15 protein-coding genes and 2 tRNA genes are annotated in these 16530 nt (G+C 57.5%); 1 reads left to right on the top strand and 16 read right to left on the bottom strand.

All coding sequences use genetic code 11. The annotated features are described in order from the left end of the window. Positions 1–98: 98 nt before the first annotated feature. The 16 genes from BZK31_RS09180 to rlmE form a co-directional block, all read right to left on the bottom strand. On the bottom strand, positions 99–452 hold the full coding sequence (locus BZK31_RS09180) for a BON domain-containing protein (RefSeq protein WP_083182391.1): 354 nt from the start codon (positions 450–452) through the stop codon (positions 99–101). A 285-nt stretch (positions 453–737) separates the two neighbouring features. Next, positions 738–2843: a polyribonucleotide nucleotidyltransferase gene (gene pnp, locus BZK31_RS09185; protein ID WP_083182392.1), complete on the bottom strand. Its 2106-nt coding sequence runs from the start codon at positions 2841–2843 to the stop codon at positions 738–740. A 175-nt stretch (positions 2844–3018) separates the two neighbouring features. Further along, a complete protein-coding gene (rpsO, locus tag BZK31_RS09195) occupies positions 3019–3288 on the bottom strand; it encodes a 30S ribosomal protein S15 (protein WP_024684882.1) in 270 nt (89 codons plus the stop codon). 158 nt (positions 3289–3446) lie between these two features. Then, complete coding sequence (gene truB / locus BZK31_RS09200) at positions 3447–4364, bottom strand: tRNA pseudouridine(55) synthase TruB (protein WP_083182394.1); 918 nt, start codon at positions 4362–4364, stop codon at positions 3447–3449. Between the two features lie 3 nt (positions 4365–4367). Continuing rightward, positions 4368–4784 (bottom strand): 30S ribosome-binding factor RbfA, encoded by a 417-nt coding sequence (gene rbfA / locus BZK31_RS09205; protein ID WP_083182395.1) that lies wholly within the window; start codon positions 4782–4784, stop codon positions 4368–4370. 159 nt (positions 4785–4943) lie between these two features. Next, on the bottom strand, positions 4944–7481 hold the full coding sequence (gene infB / locus BZK31_RS09210) for a translation initiation factor IF-2 (protein ID WP_083182396.1): 2538 nt from the start codon (positions 7479–7481) through the stop codon (positions 4944–4946). A 27-nt stretch (positions 7482–7508) separates the two neighbouring features. Next, the gene (gene nusA, locus BZK31_RS09215) at positions 7509–8990 is read right to left on the bottom strand and encodes a transcription termination factor NusA (RefSeq protein ID WP_083182397.1); all 1482 of its coding nucleotides are present in this window, start codon (positions 8988–8990) and stop codon (positions 7509–7511) included. Between the two features lie 59 nt (positions 8991–9049). Further along, on the bottom strand, positions 9050–9508 hold the full coding sequence (gene rimP, locus BZK31_RS09220) for a ribosome maturation factor RimP (RefSeq protein ID WP_004879978.1): 459 nt from the start codon (positions 9506–9508) through the stop codon (positions 9050–9052). A gap of 130 nt (positions 9509–9638) precedes the next feature. Further along, positions 9639–9715, bottom strand: a tRNA-Met gene (locus BZK31_RS09225). 95 nt (positions 9716–9810) lie between these two features. Further along, a tRNA-Leu gene (locus tag BZK31_RS09230) sits at positions 9811–9896 on the bottom strand. A gap of 45 nt (positions 9897–9941) precedes the next feature. Continuing rightward, on the bottom strand, positions 9942–10322 hold the full coding sequence (gene secG, locus BZK31_RS09235; RefSeq protein ID WP_004879981.1) for a preprotein translocase subunit SecG: 381 nt from the start codon (positions 10320–10322) through the stop codon (positions 9942–9944). A gap of 4 nt (positions 10323–10326) precedes the next feature. After that, a complete protein-coding gene (gene tpiA, locus BZK31_RS09240; protein WP_083182398.1) occupies positions 10327–11082 on the bottom strand; it encodes a triose-phosphate isomerase in 756 nt (251 codons plus the stop codon). A 66-nt stretch (positions 11083–11148) separates the two neighbouring features. After that, complete coding sequence (gene glmM, locus BZK31_RS09245; protein WP_083182413.1) at positions 11149–12492, bottom strand: phosphoglucosamine mutase; 1344 nt, start codon at positions 12490–12492, stop codon at positions 11149–11151. Between the two features lie 16 nt (positions 12493–12508). Next, the gene (gene folP / locus BZK31_RS09250; protein WP_083182399.1) at positions 12509–13360 is read right to left on the bottom strand and encodes a dihydropteroate synthase; all 852 of its coding nucleotides are present in this window, start codon (positions 13358–13360) and stop codon (positions 12509–12511) included. 8 nt (positions 13361–13368) lie between these two features. Beyond that, positions 13369–15273, bottom strand: a complete 1905-nt coding sequence (gene ftsH, locus BZK31_RS09255) for an ATP-dependent zinc metalloprotease FtsH (protein WP_083182400.1) — start codon at positions 15271–15273, stop codon at positions 13369–13371. Positions 15274–15466: 193 nt separating this feature from the next. Then, on the bottom strand, positions 15467–16117 hold the full coding sequence (rlmE, locus tag BZK31_RS09260) for a 23S rRNA (uridine(2552)-2'-O)-methyltransferase RlmE (protein WP_083182401.1): 651 nt from the start codon (positions 16115–16117) through the stop codon (positions 15467–15469). 104 nt (positions 16118–16221) lie between these two features. On the opposite strand from rlmE, the gene BZK31_RS09265 reads away from it, so the two are divergent. Continuing rightward, complete coding sequence (locus BZK31_RS09265; protein WP_083182402.1) at positions 16222–16530, top strand: YhbY family RNA-binding protein; 309 nt, start codon at positions 16222–16224, stop codon at positions 16528–16530.

The following is a 16530-nucleotide window of genomic DNA, read 5'->3' on the forward strand; positions in this document are numbered from 1 at the left end:
CCGACTCGAAAGCCGGGGCCTGTAATGGCTACATCCTTGTAGCCTCGCATGAACTTTCCATCGGTCAGATGACAGGGAGGCTCATGGGCAGAATCTGATTACTCAGCTTTCAGGCCGGCAGCAGAAACGTCCTTCACGCCTTTGATCTTCTTGGTGATATCAACGGCCATTTTCTTCTGGCTGTCGGTCACTGCGACGGTCGACGACAGGGAAACCACACCTTTGTTGGTCTCAACCTTGATGTCCGAACCCGGGATGCCTTTTTCAGTCAGCAGGTCAGCTTTGACTTTAGTGGTGATCCAGGTATCAGAAGTGTCTTCTTTCACTTCTTGAGTAGTGGTGTTGGCTGCCAGAACCATTGGGGATTGAACGGCGGTCTGTGCGAAAGCAGCACCAGCCATGGTCAGAGTCAGGGTAGTAGCGGTAGCAGCAGCGATAACGAACTTCTTCATACGATAACTCCTGTTTTTCTCAAAATCTGCGCCAGCGTGTGGCTGCAGGGTTAACAGGTATATCGCAAGCGGTGTGCCAACCCTCATAAACCCATAAAAACCAATAAAATCAGATAGTTATGATTTTCATGATTTTACGGAATCGTGCAGATTGCCCGCTTCGGCCCGTTTGCGCATGCAAGATGCATGTTTGTGTCATCCGCTCTGCATCATGCTGTCATAACTCTTTAATTGCGCTCATAAAAAAAGGACCCTGAAGGGTCCTTTTTCATACTGCCAGGTCCATCAGACGCCGGATGCTTTCGCCGCCGCTACGTCCTTGATCGACAGTTTGATACGCCCGCGGTTGTCCACGTCCAGTACCAGCACTTCGACTTCCTGACCTTCTTTCAAAATGTCGGTCACTTTTTCCACACGAGCGTCGCTCAGCATGGAGATGTGAACCAGACCATCCTTGCCCGGCAGGATGTTCACGAATGCGCCGAAATCGACGATGCGCTCAACCTTGCCGACATAGATCTTTCCGATTTCCGCTTCTGCGGTGATACCCAGAACGCGCTGACGAGCTGCCTCGGCCGCTTCCTTGGATTCACCGAAGATCTTGATCGAGCCGTCGTCTTCGATATCGATCGACGCCTTGGTCTCTTCACAGATGGCACGGATGGTCGCGCCACCCTTACCGATGACGTCACGGATCTTGTCGGTGTCGATCTTCATCGCGATCATGGTCGGAGCGTTGGCCGACAGCTCGGTACGCGACTGACCGATGATCTGGTTCATCTGACCGAGGATGTTCAGGCGAGCTTCCAGGGCCTGGCCCAGAGCGATCTCCATGATTTCTTCGGTGATGCCCTTGATCTTGATGTCCATCTGCAGCGCGGTAACACCTTTCGAGGTACCGGCTACCTTGAAGTCCATGTCGCCCAGGTGATCTTCGTCACCCAGGATGTCGGTCAGAACGGCGAACTTTTCGCCTTCCTTGACCAGACCCATGGCGATACCGGCAACCGGTGCCTTCATAGGAACACCTGCGTCCATCAGTGCCAGCGAAGCACCGCAGACCGAGGCCATGGAGCTGGAACCGTTGGATTCGGTGATTTCCGATACGACACGGATGGTGTATGGGAACACGTCAGCGCCTGGCAGCATGGCCTGTACGCTGCGGCGTGCCAGACGACCGTGACCGATTTCGCGACGACCCGCGCCACCCATGCGGCCACACTCGCCCACCGAGAACGGAGGGAAGTTGTAGTGCAGCATGAAAGGGTCTTTCTTCTCGCCTTCCAGGGTATCGAGCAATTGTGCGTCACGTGCGGTACCCAGCGTGGCAACGACCAGCGCCTGGGTTTCGCCGCGGGTGAACAGTGCCGAACCGTGAGTCTTTGGCAGAACGCCGACTTCGATGTTCAAAGGACGAACGGTGCGGGTGTCACGGCCATCGATACGCGGCTTGCCGTTGACGATGTTTTCGCGAACGGTGCGGTATTCGATTTCACCGAAAGCGGCTTTGACTTCGCTGGCGGACGGGCTGCCATCTTCGACGGCCAGTTTGGCGACGATCTGCTCACGCAACTCGCCCAGACGCGCATAACGGTCGGCCTTGATGGTGATGGTGTAAGCCTGGGAGATTGCATCGCCGAACTCGGCGCGGATGGCGCCCAGCAGCGCGGTGGCTTCAGGCTTTGGCTGCCAGGTCCAGGTAGGCTTGGCAGCTTCTGCAGCCAGCTCCTTGACGGCATTGATCACGACCTGGAACTCATCGTGGGCGAACAGCACGGCGCCCAGCATCTGGTCTTCGGTCAGTTCCTTGGCTTCCGATTCGACCATCAGAACGGCTTCGGAGGTACCGGCTACAACCATGTCCAGGCTGGAAGCCTGAAGCTGCTCGTACGTCGGGTTCAGCAGATAGCCGGTGCTTTCATGGAAAGCAACGCGGGCAGCGCCAACCGGGCCGTCGAACGGAATGCCGGAGATGGCCAGGGCAGCCGAGGTACCGATCATCGCAGCGATGTCCGGATCGGTTTTCTTGCTGGTGGACACGACGGTGCAGACAACCTGCACTTCGTTCATGAAGCCTTCAGGGAACAGCGGGCGGATCGGGCGATCGATCAGACGCGAAGTGAGGGTTTCTTTCTCGGAAGGACGGCCTTCACGCTTGAAGAAACCACCAGGAATCTTGCCGGCAGCGTAGGTCTTTTCCTGATAGTGCACGGACAGGGGGAAGAAGCCTTTGCCGGCATCGGCTTGCTTGGCGCCGACGACAGTCACCAACACGCTGACGTCGTCGTCAACGGTGACCAATACTGCGCCGGAGGCCTGGCGGGCGATACGGCCCGTCTCGAGGGTTACGGTCGATTGACCGAATTGAAACTTCTTGATTACCGGGTTCACGGTTTCCTACCTTTCTTTGTGGCTCTTGGGGAACTGGTTTCTTGCGAATTCTTGGGCAGCGTGGGGAATCGGCCCCTTCCACAGTCCAGATAAAACTTGAGGCTGGGAGCCTGCCAGAACCGTCGGGCAAAGCCGACGATTCGTGACAGACAACCAACCTCTAGCAACGTCGTTATTAGCGACGCAGACCCAGACGACCGATCAGGGTGCTGTAACGGCTAACGTCCTTACCTTTCAGGTAATCCAGCAGCTTGCGACGCTGGTTTACCATACGGATCAGACCACGACGCGAGTGGTGGTCCTTACCGTTGGCCTTGAAGTGGCCTTGCAATTTGTTGATGTTGGCGGTCAGCAGTGCAACTTGCACTTCTGGCGAACCAGTGTCACCAACAGCTTGCTGGTAGTCGGTTACGATCTGAGCTTTTTCTTCAACGCTGAGTGCCATGTGGGCAATCCTTCTATTCAAGGAAGCGCTTCCGGAGAAACGTTTCCAACAGGCCGAGGACAAATCCCCGTATTAAAAAATGAGGCATGACCGTGCCTGTTGACAGCCATCCTCTTCCACCCCGCTCGCAGGCTAGCCTGCTGACGGACTGGTTCCGGTCACTCTGACCGAATCAATCGACGCGGCGCAATGCGCCCGTCTTCGCTGACTTCACCAATACCGATGAAGCGACCTTCATGATCCTGCACCCGAACCATACCGAATTTCGGCGCGTCCGGTGCTCTCACTGGCTGACCATGCAACCAGTAGAACGAACTGTGTTCCGAAAACTTCAACAGCGGCCAGTCCAGCAAGCCACTGTCCGACGGCATCAGGAAGCGATCGACTGCTTCGTTGCCGCCATCGGCATGCACCTGCTCCAGCTCTTCCAGCGTGACCGTCTGGGCCAGACTGAACGGCCCGGCTTGCGTGCGACGCAGTTCTGAAACGTAAGCACCACAACCCAGCTTCTCGCCGATATCCTCGACCAGGGTCCGGATATAAGTGCCTTTGCTGCAATCGACCGACAGACGTGCCGTGTCGCCTTCGCAGGCAAGCAATTCCAGGCGCGCAATAGTAACAGAACGAGGCTCGCGCTCCACTACTTCGCCTGCACGTGCCAGCTTGTAGAGAGGCTGCCCGTCGCGCTTGAGCGCCGAGTACATCGGCGGTATCTGACTGATTTCCCCGCGAAAAGCGGGCAATACGGCCTCGATATCGTCACGACCAACGGTCACCGGGCGGGTCAGCAAAACTTCGCCTTCGGAGTCTGCCGTGGTGGTGGTCTTGCCGAGTTGCATCAGGGTTTCGTAGGACTTGTCCGAATCGAGCAGGTACTGCGAGAACTTGGTGGCCTCACCGAAGCACAGCGGCAATACACCGGTCGCCAGCGGGTCGAGACTGCCTGTGTGACCAGCCTTCTCGGCGTTGAGCAACCAGCGGACCTTTTGCAGCGCTGCGTTGGAGGTGAAACCCAGCGGCTTGTCGAGCAGGATGATCCCGCTGACATTACGGCGTATACGCTTGACCTGAGCCACCCTTTACTCCTCGGTATCGTCAGGCTTGACGCCTTGCGGTGCAGAGTCTTGCTGATGCTGCCCGTCTTCAGCGACAGCCCGCTCGATCAACGCCGAGAGGTGGGCGCCACGTACGACGCTTTCATCGTAGTGGAAGTGCAACTGAGGCACGCTGCGCAGCTTCATTTCACGCGCCAGTTGCATGCGCAGGAAACCGGCAGCAGCGTTGAGCACCTTGATGCTTTGCGCGATTTCTTCAGCACTGTCCTGCCCCATCACGGTCATGAAAATCTTCGCATGACCCACATCGCGGCTGACGTCCACGGCGGTGATGGTGACCAGACCCACACGTGGGTCCTTGATTTCGCGGCGGATCAGCTGTGCCAGCTCGCGCTGCATCTGATCGCCAATACGTTGGGTGCGGCTGTATTCTTTTGCCATGTTTGTTACCTGTTACTGATCCGGGACCAAACCCTGACAGTCTGAAAGCGGCAAACGCCCGGCCTGACAAGTGCCAGACCGGGCGTTGCGTTGAGAGCCCATGATGAAGACTGCGGCATTTGCATGCGTCGTTTCACCATGGCTCCTGAAGCTCGCGATTTAGAGGCTGCGAGCCACTTGGACCTTCTCGAAGACTTCGATCTTGTCACCGACCTTGACGTCGTTGTAGCTCTTGACGCCGATACCGCATTCCATGCCGGCACGCACTTCGGCAGCGTCATCCTTGAAGCGGCGCAGGGATTCCAGCTCGCCTTCGAAGATAACGATGTCGTCACGCAGAACACGGATTGGACGGTTACGGTGAACAACGCCTTCCAGCACCATACAACCTGCGATCGCACCGAATTTCGGCGAGCGGAACACATCGCGGACTTCGGCGATACCCAGGATGTTTTCCCGGACGTCGCTGCCAAGCATGCCGGTGAGGGCCTTCTTGACGTCTTCGATGATGTCGTAGATCACGTTGTAGTAACGCATATCCAGACCTTCCTGCTCGACGATCTTGCGAGCGCCGGCATCGGCACGCACGTTGAAGCCGAACAGTACAGCGTTGGAGGCCAGTGCCAGGTTGGCGTCGCTTTCGGTGATACCACCGACACCGCCGCCGACTACGCGCACTTGCACTTCATCGTTACCCAGGCCGCCGAGGGCGCCCTGCAATGCTTCCAGAGAACCGCGGACGTCAGATTTGAGGACGATGTTAAGCGTCTTCTTCTCTTCCTGACCCATGTTCTCGAAGATGTTTTCCAGCTTGCCGGCATGTGCGCGAGCCAGTTTGACTTCGCGGAACTTGCCCTGGCGGAACAGAGCGACTTCACGGGCTTTCTTCTCGTCAGCCAGTACAGACATCTCGTCGCCAGCGTCCGGCGTACCGTCAAGACCCAGGATTTCGACCGGAATCGAAGGACCTGCTTCTTTGACCGGCTTGCCATTCTCGTCGAGCATGGCGCGGATACGACCGAAGTTCGATCCGACCAGAACCATGTCGCCTTGACGCAGCGTACCGTCCTGAACCAGAACCGTCGCGACCGGGCCACGGCCCTTGTCCAGACGGGACTCGACAACCACACCACGGCCAGGAGCCGATGGCGTTGCCTTGAGTTCCAGAACTTCAGCCTGAAGCAGAACGGCTTCGAGCAGTTCGTCGACGCCGGTACCCATCTTCGCGGAAACCGGTACGAACGGCGTATCACCGCCCCACTCTTCCGACGTTACGCCGTGAACCGACAACTCGCTGCGGATGCGATCGAGATCTGCGCCCGGCTTGTCGATCTTGTTCACTGCAACCACCAGAGGCACGCCAGCAGCAACAGCATGCTGAACCGCTTCGATGGTTTGAGGCATGACGCCATCGTCCGCCGCAACCACGAGGATCACGATGTCGGTCGCCTTGGCACCACGAGCACGCATTGCGGTAAACGCGGCGTGACCCGGGGTGTCGAGGAAGGTGACCATGCCGCGTTCGGTTTCAACGTGGTAGGCACCGATGTGCTGAGTGATGCCGCCCGCTTCGCCAGCCGCAACCTTGGCACGACGAATGTAGTCGAGCAGGGAAGTCTTACCGTGGTCAACGTGGCCCATTACGGTCACGACCGGTGCACGGGAGAACGTCTCGCCTTCGAACTTCAACGATTCAGCCAGGGAATCTTCCAGGGCGTTGTCGCTGACCAGCGTGACCTTGTGGCCCAGCTCTTCGGCGATCAACTGGGCAGTTTCCTGATCCAGTACCTGGTTAATGGTCACCGGGGTGCCCATCTTGAACATGAACTTGATGACTTCGGCAGCCTTGACCGACATCTGAGCGGACAATTCGCCGACAGTGATGGTCTCGCCGATGGCAACGTCACGAATCACAGGACCGGTAGGGCTCTGGAAACCGTGTGCATTGCGCTTCTTCAGCTTGGACTTGCCACGACCGCCACGACGGAAACCATCGCTTTCTTCGTCGGTGGTGCGAGGGGCTACGCGTGGAGCCGGAGCCTTCTCTTTGACCGAAGCGCGATGCGGCGCGTTCTTGCGCTCACCGTCGCCACCACGGGCATTGCGATCATCGGCGCGCGGCTTGTCCGGACGACGCTGGTCGTCACGCTTGCGCACTTCAACGGTCGGCGTTGCACCTGGATGCGCCGGAGCAGGAGCTGCCGGTGCTTCACGTGCAGGCTCGCTAGCAGCAACCGGCTGAGCAGGCGCTGGTGCGGCTTGCTCGGCTGTCTGTGCTCCAGCAGGCTGGCGCGCCGCTTCTTCTTCGGCGCGACGCTTGGCTTCTTCTTCAGCCTTTTGACGAGCCGCGTTTTCTACCGCACGACGTTCGTCCATCTCGCGCTTGCGCTCGGCTTCGATTTCTTCCGGGCTACGCTGCACGAAGACTTTCTTCTTGCGCACTTCAACGCTGATGCTCTTGCTGCCAGCAACGCGCAGGGTGCTGGTGGTTTTGCGCTGCAAGGTAATCTTGCGCGGCTCTTCCACCTTGGCCTTGTGACCGCTTTTCAAATGCGTCAACAGGGCTTGCTTTTCGTTATCGGTCACAACTTGCTCGGCGGCGGTGTGCGGCAGACCTGCCTCACGCATCTGCTGTAACAGGCGCTCTACCGGTGTGTCGACCACTTTGGCCAGTTCTTTCACCGTGACTTGCGTCATGCACTTCTCTCCTCAGGCCGCGCCTACTTACTCGAACCAATGGGCTCGGGCGGCCATGATCAACTTGCCGGCACGATCATCGTCAATGCCGTCGATGTCGAGCAGGTCATCTATAGACTGCTCGGCCAGGTCTTCGCGGGTAACTACGCCGCGCACCGCCAGTTCCATCGCCAAATCCTTGTCCATACCCTCAAGCGAGAGCAGGTCTTCGGCCGGATGGGCGTCTGCCAGCTTTTCCTCAGTAGCGATGGCTTTAGTCAACAAACGATCCTTGGCACGAGCGCGAAGCTCGTTGACGATGTCTTCGTCAAAGCCGTCGATGTTGAGCATTTCTTCCAACGGTACGTAGGCAATCTCTTCCAGGCTGGTGAAACCTTCATCAACCAGAACCTGTGCCAGTTCTTCATCGACTTCCAGCTCGTCGATGAAATTGCGCAGGATGTCGCCGGTCTCAGCTTGCTGCTTGGCCTGGATGTCCGATTCGGTCATTACGTTCAGGGTCCAGCCAGTCAGCTGGCTTGCCAGACGTACGTTCTGACCGCCGCGACCAATCGCCTGGGCCAGGTTGTCCGCGCCGACCGCGATGTCCATTGCATGCGCATCTTCATCTACGATGATTGCCGCTACTTCAGCAGGGGACATTGCATTGATCACGAACTGTGCCGGGTTATCGTCCCAAAGCACGATATCCACACGCTCGCCACCCAGCTCGCCGGAAACGGCCTGAACTCGCGAACCGCGCATGCCGATACAAGCGCCTTGCGGGTCGATTCGTTTGTCCTTGGAGCGAACAGCGATTTTTGCACGCGAACCCGGGTCACGGGAGGCAGCCATCACCTCGATCAGACCTTCGGCAATTTCCGGTACTTCGATACGGAAAAGCTCGATCAGCATCTCTGGCGCAGTACGCGACAGAATCAGCTGGGGGCCACGGTTTTCGGTGCGAATTTCTTTCAGCAGCGCCCGAACGCGAACACCGACCCGGAAAGTTTCCCGGGAAATGATGTCTTCGCGAGCCAGCAGTGCTTCGGCATTGTTGCCAAGGTCGACGATGACATTGTCACGCGTAACCTTTTTGACAGTACCGGAGATGATTTCGCCCAGACGCTCACGATAGGCATCGACAACCTGAGCACGCTCGGCTTCACGAACCTTTTGCACGATGACTTGCTTGGCGGTCTGCGCGGCGATACGGCCGAACTCGATGGATTCGATTTTCTCTTCGATCAGATCGCCAGCAACGGCGCCCGGCTTTTTAGCCTGGGCCTGATCGACAGCCAGCTCGTAAGCCGGATCGTCCAGATCTTCGTCTTCGACCACCGTCCAGCGACGGAAAGTCTCGTAGTTACCCGTGTGACGGTTGATTTCCACACGCAGTTCAACTTCATCTTCAAAACGTTTCTTGGTAGCAGTGGCAAGCGCCAGCTCCAGTGCTTCGAAAATTACACCTGCCGGAACGCCCTTTTCATTGGACACCGACTCAACAACCAGCAGTACTTCTTTGCTCATCGTACGCCTCGCCTTTCGCAAGCCATTGGATCCGCGGGATCCGCAGTATCTGGCACGTCTCAGTCAAACGTGGGAATAATGTTGGCCTTGTCGATCAAGTCGATCGGCAACAGGTATTCGTGATCTTCTACATGCACCACGACATCCTGCTCCTCCACCCCGCGGAGAAGGCCTTGAAAGTTGCGTCGGCCATCAAAGGGCGAGCGCAGCTTTATTTTCACTTGTTCCCCAGCGTGCAAAGCAAACTGTTCAAGAGTGAACAGCGGGCGGTCCATGCCGGGAGAAGACACCTCAAGCGTGTATTCAGCCGCGATTGGATCTTCTACATCCAACACACCACTGATCTGGCGACTGACGATTTCGCAGTCCTCCACCAGAACACCACCTTCCTTGTCGATATAAATGCGCAGCAGTGAATGTCGGCCCTGGGAAAGAAACTCTATTCCCCAGCATTGATAGCCAAGAGCCTCGACCACCGGGGCCAACAAGGCCTGCAACTGTTCTAGCTTGCTCGACACCTGAACCCCCTCGTGCATGCTTTAAAAATAAAAAAATGGGCAAAAGCCCATCCATGAGAACGCCGCTGAACATCGACGTCATGTACTGTCCAGCTAACAAAAAGCCCCTAAAAAGGGGCTCCGCTAAAACTGGTTGCGGGGGCTGGATTTGAACCAACGACCTTCGGGTTATGAGCCCGACGAGCTACCAAGCTGCTCCACCCCGCGACAAAGCTGGGGCGGAAGTATACGACTGATCCTGCTATGGGTCAATCGAACATCCACCTACAAGAAAGCCCGCTAATGCGGGCTCTCCTGTTAATTGGTACCGAGAAGGGGACTCGAACCCCTACACCCTATGGGCACAACCACCTCAAGGTTGCGTGTCTACCAATTCCACCACCTCGGCATTACAACTCTTTTTGGCGACCTCAACGAACATCGCCGAATTCTTTTACTTCTGCTCTGGAGCCTGAGGTACGTCAGCCGGAACAACGGCTGGCTTTTGCCCTTCGAGCACCGGGACATCATCTGCCGCCGGCTTTTGCTTCACTTCCAGTACCGCTGGATCTGGCAAACCTACTTGAGTCAGCTGTTGAGCTTTCTCTTTAGCAAAGTAACCTAACCCCAAGCTGGTTATGAAAAAACATGCCGCAAGTATAGCAGTAAACTTACTGAGAAAGGTAGAGGTTCCTTGCCCCCCGAAGACAGTATTTGATGCACCTGCTCCGAAAGACGCACCTGCGTCCGCACCTTTACCCTGCTGCAGCAATACCAGAGCAACAACGCCCAGAGCGCCCAACAGATGAAAAACGACTACGACTGTTTCCAGCATTTTTTCAGTTTCCCGCGGCGCGACAGATCGCACCGAACTCATCTGCATTCAGGGAGGCACCACCAATGAGCCCCCCATCGATATCCGGCATGCTGAATAACTCGACCGCATTGGCCGACTTAACGCTGCCGCCATAGAGAAGTCGCACGCCTTGTGCGACTTCGGCATTCTTTTCCGCCAGTTGCGCACGAATGGCTGCGTGCACTTCCTGCGCCTCTTGAGGCGAAGCGGTCAGCCCGGTACCAATGGCCCAGACTGGCTCGTAAGCGATGACCGCATTCCAGAACGCTTCAACACCAAACTCAGCAATGACCACCTCAAGCTGACGACCAACCACTTCAAGTGTCCGGCCCGCCTGACGTTCTTCCAGGGTTTCACCAATACAAAGCACCGGCGTAAGCCCTTCTGCCTGGATCGCTGCAAACTTGCGGTTGAGGACATCGTCCTGCTCGCCAATCAACTGACGGCGCTCGGAGTGCCCCACCAACACCAGCTTGCAACCTGCATCAGCCAGCTGGCTCGATGCAACCTCACCTGTCAGCGCGCCCTGCGCAGCCTGTATGGCCGCATCCTGAGCACCAATGATGATCGAGGTAGCTTCAAGCCCCTGAACCACCTGACCGATGAACAGGCTCGAAGGCATCACGGCAACATCAACATTGCTCGGAATAGACTGCAGAGCAAGACCCTTGATCAGCTCAGCGACGCTGGCGCGGGTACCGTGCATTTTCCAGTTACCAGCTACCATTGGGCGACGCATGCTACACCTCGTGGGTCAAAGTGGGCGCAGATGTTACCCAACACTTAGAGCACTGGCAAGCCGAAATCAGGCGCAAACTTCAGCAACCAGTTTTGCCAGCTCTTCAGCATGGGCCCTGACCTGGGTTTCGTCCTCGCCTTCGACCATCACGCGGACCAGCGGCTCGGTGCCGGACTTGCGCAGAAGCACCCGACCACGACCCGCCATCTGCTCGGTGACGCGCGCGCAGGCTTGCTGTACCGAGGGATGCGAAACGGGGTCGACACCATCGCCTGCGAACCGCACATTGATCAGGATCTGCGGACACTTGCGCAGCCTCAGGCGCGATTCGGCCAGACTGATACCGCTACGGCGCAGCGCGAGAATCACCTGCAGTGCAGCGATGATCGCGTCGCCCGTGGTGGCATGCTGGAAGCACACGATATGCCCGGAATTCTCGCCGCCGATCTGCCAGTTGCGCTCCAGCAGTTCTGCGATGACGTAGCGGTCGCCCACATTGGCGCGCACGAACGGAATATTCTGTTCGGCCAGCGCCAGTTCGAGGCCCAGGTTACTCATCAGCGTGCCAACCACGCCACCCTGCAAGCGACCGCGCTCATGCAGATCGCGGGCGATGATGTAGAGCAGTTCGTCACCGTCGACGACAGTGCCCGTATGATCGACCATCAGGACCCGATCGCCATCACCATCGAAGCCGATACCCATATCGGCCTTCTCGGCCAGCACGGCGGCCTGCAGCGCCTCCATATGAGTCGAGCCGCAATCCTTGTTGATGTTCAGCCCGTCTGGCTGGACGGAGAGCACAACGACCTGCGCACCGAGTTCGCGAAATACGTTGGGCGCAACCTTGTAGGTCGCGCCGTGCGCGCAATCGATCACGACTTTCAGACCGGCAAAATCGGTACTGGTGGGAACGCTGCTTTTACAGAATTCGATGTAACGACCAGCGGCGTCGTTGATGCGCGATACCTTGCCGAGGTTTTCCGACTCGGCGACGGTCATCGGCGCATCAAGCAGCTCCTCGATCATCATTTCGATTTCATCGGGGAGCTTGGTGCCCTGCCCGGAGAAGAATTTGATGCCGTTGTCGTAGTGCGGGTTGTGCGAGGCACTGATCACGATGCCCGCTTCAGCATGGAACGTACGCGTCAGGTAGGCGATCGCAGGCGTGGGCATAGGACCCAGCAGCATCACGTCGGCGCCTGCGGCAGACAGTCCGGCTTCCAGCGCAGACTCGAACATGTAACCCGAAATCCGGGTGTCCTTGCCCACCAGAATGCGGCAGGACCCCAGCTTGCGGAAGGCCATGCCTGCGGCCCAGCCCAGCTTGAGCATGAACTCGGGCGTAATGGGAAACTGGCCCACGCGACCGCGAATGCCGTCGGTTCCGAAATATTTTCTGCTAGTCATGGATGCCCCACTGTTGTTATTCAGCTGCTTCGACAGCTGCAATCATGCGAACCACGTCGACCGTTTCGGCGACATCATGCACACGTAAGATTCGAGCCCCTTTGATCATGGCCAAGGCAGCCAGAGCCAGCCCACCAGACAATCGCTCATCCACCGGACGCCCCAGCACTGCGCCGATCATGCTTTTGCGCGACACACCGACCAGCAGCGGGCGGCCCAGCGCATGCAACGCCTCCATGCGCTTGAACAGACTGAGATTGTGCGCCAGGGTTTTCGCAAAGCCAAAACCGGGATCGAGAATGATCCGGTCGCGGTCAATGCCAACGGCCTCGCACCGCTCCATTCGCTCAGCCAGGAAGGCGCTTACTTCGCCGATCAGATCGTCATAGTGAGGATTATCCTGCATGTCGCCCGGCTCGCCCAACATATGCATCAGACAGACCGGAAGACCGGTGCAGGCAGCGGCCTCGAGCGCACCGGGACGTCGCAGCGAGCGCACATCGTTGATAAGCCCCGCACCGAGCCTGGCGGACTCTAGAATGACTTCGGGAGTAGAGGTGTCGACCGAAATGATCACATCCAGCTCGCGAGCGATAAGCTCGACGACCGGCGCAACGCGCTCGACCTCCTCGACAGGCGAAACCGAACGAGCGCCAGGGCGTGTTGACTCCCCTCCTACGTCGATCAAGGTCGCGCCTGCCGCCACCATCGCTTCCGCGTGGCGCAAGGCCGCATCGAGCTGACTGTAACGGCCGCCGTCAGAAAATGAGTCAGGAGTGGCGTTGAGGATGCCCATCACATGGGTATGGGCCAAATCAAGAACCCGGTTGCCGCAAGGCAACCGGGTCGGGTACAGCACAGAAGTCATGTCAGACCTTAATGTTCGGCAGCAGGACCGCCGATCGGTGTTTCAGGACGAGGGTCAGGAGTGATCGGCGTACCTTTGGTACCCGAACCACCTTCCCAGTCGCGAGGCTCACGGGGAGGACGACCGGACATGATGTCATCGATCTGATCGGCATCGATGGTTTCGTATTTCATCAGCGCATCCGCCATGGCGTCGAGCTTGTCACGGTTGTCCGTGAGCAGTTGCTTGGCCGTGCCGTAGCAGAGGTCGATGATACTGCGCACCTCGGAGTCGATCAGCTTGGCCGTCTCACCAGAGAAATTGGAATTCTGGCTGCCGCCACGCCCCAGGAAACCTGAGTCCTCGTCTTCGGAGTACATCAGCGGACCCAGCTTTTCCGAGAGTCCCCACTTGGTGACCATGTTCCGGGCAATCTGACTGGCACGCATGATGTCGTTGGAAGCACCGGTGGTAACACCGTCGAAACCGAGCGTCATCTCTTCGGCAATACGGCCGCCGTACAGCGAGCAGATCTGACTGATCAGCGCACGCTTGGACAAGCTGTAGCGATCCTCTTCCGGCAGGAACATGGTCACACCCAGCGCACGACCGCGTGGGATGATCGAGACCTTGTAGACCGGATCGTGCTCAGGCACCAGCCGACCCACGATAGCGTGACCCGCTTCGTGGTAGGCGGTGTTCTGCTTTTCTTTCTCGGACATGACCATGGATTTGCGCTCTGCGCCCATCATGATCTTGTCTTTTGCCAGTTCGAACTCTTTCATTTCGACGATGCGCTTGCCGGCGCGAGCGGCGAACAGCGAGGCCTCGTTGACCAGGTTGGCCAGATCGGCACCCGAGAAGCCAGGCGTACCGCGAGCGATAACGCCTGCGTTGACGTCCTCACCCATCGGAACCTTGCGCATATGAACCTTGAGGATCTGCTCGCGACCACGAATGTCCGGCAGACCGACCACGACCTGACGGTCGAAACGGCCCGGACGCAAAAGCGCAGGGTCAAGCACGTCGGGACGGTTGGTAGCAGCGATGACGATGATGCCGTCATTCATTTCGAAACCATCCATCTCGACCAGCAACTGGTTGAGAGTCTGCTCACGCTCGTCGTGACCACCGCCCATGCCCGCACCACGGTGACGACCGACAGCGTCGATTTCGTCGATGAAGATGATGCAAGGCGCATGTTTCTTGGCCTGTTCGAACATGTCACGCACACGGCTTGCACCCACACCCACGAACATCTCAACGAAGTCAGAACCGGAAATCGTGAAAAACGGCACTTTGGCTTCGCCGGCGATCGCCTTGGCGATCAGCGTCTTACCGGTACCCGGAGGACCGACCATCAGCACGCCGCGAGGAATACGACCACCCAAACGCTGGAATTTGCCCGGATCGCGCAGGAACTCGACCAACTCGCCCACTTCTTCCTTGGCTTCGTCGCAACCGGCGACGTCCGCAAGGGTGGTCTTGACCTGATCTTCGGACAGCAGTCGCGCCTTGCTCTTGCCAAAGCTCATCGGGCCGCCTTTACCACCGGCTCCGCCCTGCATCTGGCGCATGAAGAACATGAAGACCGCGATGATCACCAGAATCGGGAAGCTGGCGACCAGCAATTGGGTCCAGATGCTCTGCTGTTCAGGCTGCTTGCCTTCCACGACCACATTGTTGTCGACCAGATCGCCGATCAGACCGTTGTCCTGGATGGCCGGACGGATAGTCTTGAAGGTGTCGCCATCACTGCGTTTGCCAGTGATGACGTAGCCGTCCACGGAAACCTTCTCAACCTTGCCATCCTTCACTTGCTGGATGAACTCGGAGTAGTTGAGGGTCTGCGGCTCGTTCGGGCTGGAGAAGTTGTTCATCACCGTCACCAGGACAGCCGCGATGATCAACCACAGGATCAAATTCTTTGCCATATCGTTCAATTAGCTACCCTCTGAAGCAAGCTCCACGCAGCAAGCGTGCCTCGCATGATATTCACCGGCCTAACTTACTACAGAACCTACAGATGTGGCAGGCGCCGTCTGTAACCCTTTGTGAAACTTTGACTACGCAATGTTCGGACATGCTGCATCGACAACGCCATTTAAAAAAAGCTATCGCATCGTGTCAGAGACGCTCATCACTGGCCGCCCCCTCGACGCCTTTGAAACCTCGAGCCAGCAGGTATTGCTCGCGGGATCGGTCGCGGGACGACAACGGTTTACGCATCTGAACCTTGTCGAACAGCTTGCGGATATCCTTGTGATACACATCGAAGCCCTCGCCCTGGAAGACCTTGATCAGAAAATCACCACCGGGGCGTAGTACCCGACCGGCCAGGTCAAGCGCCAATTCACAGAGAAACATTGCTCGCGGCATATCGACAGCGCTCAATCCACTCATATTGGGGGCCATATCGGAAATCACAAGGTCTACCTGCGTATTACCGACCGCTTCCAGAATCTGAGCCAGCACCGCATCCTCGGTGAAGTCACCCTGAATGAAGGTCACATCGGGGATGCTGTCCATTTCAAGGATGTCGGAAGCGATCAGCCGGCCTTGACCGCCAATCAGACGACTGGTCACCTGCGACCATCCGCCCGGGGCTGCACCGAGGTCGATCACGGTCATGCCGGGACGAATAATCTTGTCCTTTTCCTGAATCTCGAGAAGCTTGTAACTGGCACGCGAACGGTAGCCGTCCTTCTGCGCCATTTTGACGTACTTGTCGTCGAAGTGTTCTTTAAGCCAGTTATGGCTTGTCTTGGAACGGGCCACTGGGCACCTCAAAAATAAACGAGTCGTGATTAACTGGGCGGTCCCGGACTCGCTCGGGTAAACTGGCCGCCGCTTTTTACAAGATCAGACGCAGAGGTCAGATTATGCCGCTCACTCAAGAGCAGAAGAAACAATACAAATCCATTGGCCACCACCTGAAACCGGTATTGATCGTGGCGGACAATGGCTTGACTGAAGGTGTGCTGGCAGAACTTGAACGCGCACTGAGCGATCACGAGCTGATCAAGATCAAGCTCAACATCCTCGACCGTGAGAGTCGTTTGCAGGCCATTGCAGAACTCTGCAAGACCGGCTCGGCGGACCTTGTTCAGGTCATCGGCAAAATGGCGCTGATCTACCGCAAGAACCCAAAGGTAAACAAGCAGCTGTCCAACGTCCACCGCGCGCACTAA

The organism is Pseudomonas floridensis (assembly GCF_002087235.1).
In the GTDB taxonomy this organism is placed as follows: Bacteria; Pseudomonadota; Gammaproteobacteria; order Pseudomonadales; family Pseudomonadaceae; genus Aquipseudomonas; species Aquipseudomonas floridensis.